The following is a 4,797-nucleotide window of genomic DNA, read 5'->3' on the forward strand; positions in this document are numbered from 1 at the left end:
TCGGACAGCCTACTTTGGAACTCAAAGGGGGGCTTATCTTGTAAAAATGAAATGCTCAACCGCATAAATTCAGCAATTGAGCATCATTAATACGTCCTTTCCAACTTTTATCGGACAGCAATGATATGTAAATATCTTCCTTAGCCCATAGCTAACTGTCTAAAAATTCATTGTGATGTGATTTAGTGGTACTTACATCAAACTATTGTATAGGGTAAAGGACAATGATTAGTCTTACTTAAGTTGACTTTTTGGATATTTTGTTGAGCAAAAGAATTAGTAAAGTTTTCCGTTTGTTATTGTTAATCATTTGAATATTAGTTATATAATAAAATTGTTAGTTAGACAAAGTTTTCCAAAAGAATAATTATAATCTATCTAACTACTAATTAGTTGCTACAAAATATTTCAAAAATACCCATGTTTATCTTGCTTTTATTACAAAATGCCTTTACCTTTGTCACATCAATTTTGGGAGAAATGATCAAACATTTTATCCTTATTATTGAGTAGATATTTTAACACTTTCTTACTAAATAATTATGAATATGAAGCCAACAATGACCTCTTTATTTATAGTGAAGCGAGACGGAAAAGAGCAACCGTTTGAAGCTTCTAAAATTCGACAAGCGATAGCAAAGGCATATCGTGCCGGTGGAGTTCAAGAAAATACGGACAAAATCAATCAAATTGTCAGTCATATTGAGGGGGTGGCACGCCAAGATTTGAGCCACAAGTTGGCAGTAGAGGAGATTCAGGATTTGGTGGAGAGTCTACTAATGAGTACAGATCCGTATATAGCAAAAAAATATATCCTATACCGCGAACATAGAACCATTGAAAGAGAAAAGAAAACCTCTCTTAAACACACAATGGATGGTATTGTCAGCATCGAAAAGAATGATACCAATCTTGGAAATGCCAATATGAGCGCACATACTCCTGCCGGTCAGATGATGACTTTTGCAAGCGAGATAACAAAAGACTATACGCACAAATTCCTTTTGGCTCCTGCTTATAGTCGTGCCCATAGAGATGGCTATATCCATATTCATGATCTCGATTATTATCCAACAAAGACAACTACATGTGTGCAATATGATTTGGAGGATATTTTCGAAAGGGGATTTAAGACGAAAAATGGAAGTGTCCGTACACCTCAGAGTATACGTTCGTACGCAACTTTGGCCACCATTGTTTTTCAGACAAACCAGAATGAGCAACATGGCGGGCAATCAATCCCTGCTTTTGATTTCTTTATGGCTCCGGGGGTACGTAAAAGTTTTAGGAAATACTTGCAAAACAACATTATATTCTTGGATGACCTAAATCAGGATGCAGATTTGGATGAGAAGACAATCAAGTCAAAGCAGGAGAAGATAAAATCGGAACTTAACGAATTTAATCCTCAACTTCTACGTACCGAAGCTGAAGCTCAAAGATTGCATGAGATGTTGTCTAAGAATGGATATAAAATATCGTTGCAAGAGACCAAGCACCTTCTATACAAGTCTTATGATGCAACTCGAAAAGAGACACATCAAGCAATGGAGGGCTTTATACACAACTTGAATACTATGCACTCGAGAGGTGGCAATCAGGTTGTTTTTAGTTCCATAAACTATGGTACTGATACCAGCTTAGAGGGGCGTATGGTCATAAGGCAACTTCTGATTGCAACACAAGAGGGATTAGGTCAAGGAGAAGTACCTATCTTTCCGATTCAAATCTTTAAAGTTAAAGAGGGTATCAACTACTCTGACGAGGATTATGAATTATGTATGAAGAATTTTGATAAGGCTCTTAAGGGTGAGGTTCAGTTTAAGACTCCAAACTTCGATTTGTTGGTCTTGAGTTGCCAGGCTACAGCCAAAGCTCTTTTCCCTAATTTCTTATTCTTGGATACACCGTTCAACAAGAATGAATTATGGAAGGCTGATGATCCTAAACGCTATTTATATGAAATTGCCACAATGGGATGTCGTACAAGAGTCTTTGAAAATCTAAGAGGTGTCAAATCCAGTGTGGGACGAGGCAATCTGTCTTTCACTTCAATCAATTTGCCGAGATTGGCAATAGAGGCTATGCGTGAAGCAGAAGAGTATTGTCCTGATGGGACCAAAGAGCGATTAAGAGAAGATGCGCGAGAGATTTTTTTGCAAAAAGTCAAAAGAATGGCATGCTTGGCTGCAGATCAGCTTCATGACAGATTTTTATATCAGAGAACGGCTCTTGCAAGGCAATTCCCATTTATGATGAGCAATGATGTGTGGAAGGGAGGCAGTAAGCTTAATCCTAATGATGAAGTGGGAGATGTAATAGCTTCCGGTACATTGGGTATTGGCTTTATTGGAGGTCATAATGCCATGGTGGCAATATATGGAGAAGGGCATGCCCACAACAAAGCGGCTTGGAATACATTGTATGATGCCATAATGGAGATTAATAAGGTTGCAGATAGTTATAAGAAAAAATACAATCTCAACTATTCTGTTTTGGCAACACCGGCAGAAGGTTTGTCAGGACGTTTTACCAAGATGGACCGTAAAAGATTTGGTATCATTCCAGGGGTGACGGATTTGGATTATTATGTCAATTCTTTCCATATAGATGTCAGAGAACCGGTAAGCATAGTAGAAAAGATTAAGTTGGAAGCACCATTTCATGCAATCTGTCGTGGAGGTCATATTACATATGTCGAACTTGATGGTGAGGCAAAGAAAAATGTTTCGGTCATGCTTAAGATTGTGAAAGCTATGAAAGATGCCAATATAGGTTATGGCTCTATCAATCACCCGGTGGATACATGTCAAAGTTGTGGATATAGAGGCGTGATTTATTCAAAGTGTCCTGTCTGCCAGTCAGAGAAAATAGCCAGATTAAGACGTATCACCGGATATCTGACCGGAAGCCTTGAGACTTGGAATAGTGCTAAGCAGGCTGAAGAACATGATAGGGTAAAGCATCATTGAGAAATCAATAAGCTATTTTGAAATAGTCCTTATTCCGAGAAGAGAATTTCTTTAGTGGTCAGTTTTGTATTATAATGAACAGCAATAACACATAAAGAAATCTCGAATTGTCACATATACTGTCACCCTCTAATGTCTTAATAACTTTGGAGGGTGATGCTGTGACGATTGGAGAGTTGTATGCAAAGCATTCTGCAATCCAATTTAGCAACTTCTACTCTTCAATTTGTGCTTCAATATCATCAAAGCAGCGCCTTAAGTTAGAAAGGAAAAGATTTTAATGAGAATACTCAATATCTATCGTTCAACCATCAGCGATGGCCCCGGGTTAAGATATTCCATCTATTTGGCCGGATGCAATCACGCTTGTCCGGGATGTCACAATCCTTCCTCATGGGATCCAAATGCAGGAATGGAGGTGACTGAGTCGATGATTGAGCGTATTATATATGAGATTAAGTCTGACTATTTGCTTGATGGTATTACTATTAGTGGTGGTGATCCTTTTTATAACCCAATGGAGCTAACCTCATTCCTTAAATTGCTCAAAGAAGAGACACATATGAATATTTGGTGTTATACCGGATATACTATTGAACAGATAAGAGGTAGTGAACTTTTGAGTAAACCACTGCCTTATATAGACACATTGGTTGAAGGACCATTTGTCAAAAAACTTTTTGATCCTACATTATCTTGGAGAGGAAGTAGCAATCAGCGCATCATTGATCTGCATCAAAATGATGCCAATGAGTAGCATAAATCAAATTCTTTATCATTATTATCAACGCTAAGGTGAAAGACAGATTTATCATTTCATCCCAAAACCTATATCATTTGCCCTTGAGAATTCTGTTTTTTTGATACTGTCCCGAAAAAGTGTGTAAGACCCAAGGCTGTTATCTTTGAAAAAATAAAATAAAACAGTAAAACAGTATGGATCTCACACAAGTACAAATTAAAGAAATTATTTCGAATTGTCTGTCAGGTAAAGACGGACTTAACAAATTGGTGACGCTTATAATGGAAATCATCATGGAGGGAGAACGCACCATCTATTTGGATGAGCACCGGGACTATGGGAACGGTTTTCGTCCCCGCAAAATTCTCTACGAGGGGAATATGCTCGAACTTCGAGTTCCGAGAACCCGGGTTCGTGGGTTTATGCCTGTTCTTTTGGGGATATTGAAAGATCAGGAAGAAGAGATGGCCCGTCTGTGCTCCCTGATGTATTCGCAGGGCAGCACGATGCAGGACATCTCCAAATGCTTCGAACTGCTTTACGGAAAAGAGATGAGTACGAGCAGCATCAACCGTCTGAGCATAGGAACACGCTCCCGTGTGGAAGCCTTTATGAGTCGCAAGCTTCCCTGTCGCCTGGAAGCTCTGATCATCGATGCCACCTTTATTCCGGTCAGGCGCGGAGGCAGTTGTACCAAAGAGGCCTTCTTTGTGGCCATGGGTTTGAGCGAAGAGGGACGACGTGAAATTGTCGGGATCTACAACAATCCAACCGAAGGAAGTCATATTTGGAGATCCTTCTTTTCCGACTTGAAGGCACGCGGGCTGAAGGAACTGAAACTGATTGTTTCGGACGGATTGTGCGGGATAGAAGAGGTGGCTTCGGAGTGTTTTAAGGGGGTGTCGGTTCAATTGTGTACCGTTCACAAGAAGAGGGAGCTTCAGGCCAAAGTGAGACCGCGGGACAAGGCTTTGTTTTCATCGGAATTGAAAGAGGTATTCAGTACGGAATCTTCTATAAGGAGTTCTCGAGAAGGGGTGGAACGAATGAAAGCGTTTTGTGCAAGATGGGGCAGGAGTTATC

Annotated in this window: 3 protein-coding genes; all 3 read left to right on the forward strand. The window is 39.6% G+C overall.

Annotated elements, in window-relative coordinates; translation table 11 throughout:
* The first annotated feature begins 560 nt into the window (after positions 1–560).
* A complete protein-coding gene (locus ACFO3G_RS01425) occupies positions 561–2,972 on the forward strand; it encodes an anaerobic ribonucleoside triphosphate reductase (protein ID WP_380077286.1) in 2,412 nt (803 codons plus the stop codon).
* A 280-nt stretch (positions 2,973–3,252) separates the two neighbouring features.
* Entirely contained in the window at positions 3,253–3,729 is a 477-nt protein-coding gene (gene nrdG, locus ACFO3G_RS01430; RefSeq protein WP_380077282.1) for an anaerobic ribonucleoside-triphosphate reductase activating protein, read from the forward strand.
* A 179-nt stretch (positions 3,730–3,908) separates the two neighbouring features.
* Positions 3,909–4,797: IS256 family transposase (locus ACFO3G_RS01435; RefSeq protein ID WP_380077284.1), on the forward strand; the 889-nt coding region annotated here is incomplete at its 3' end.

The organism is Falsiporphyromonas endometrii, from assembly GCF_042654485.1.
Classification (GTDB): domain Bacteria; phylum Bacteroidota; class Bacteroidia; order Bacteroidales; family Porphyromonadaceae; genus Porphyromonas; species Porphyromonas endometrii.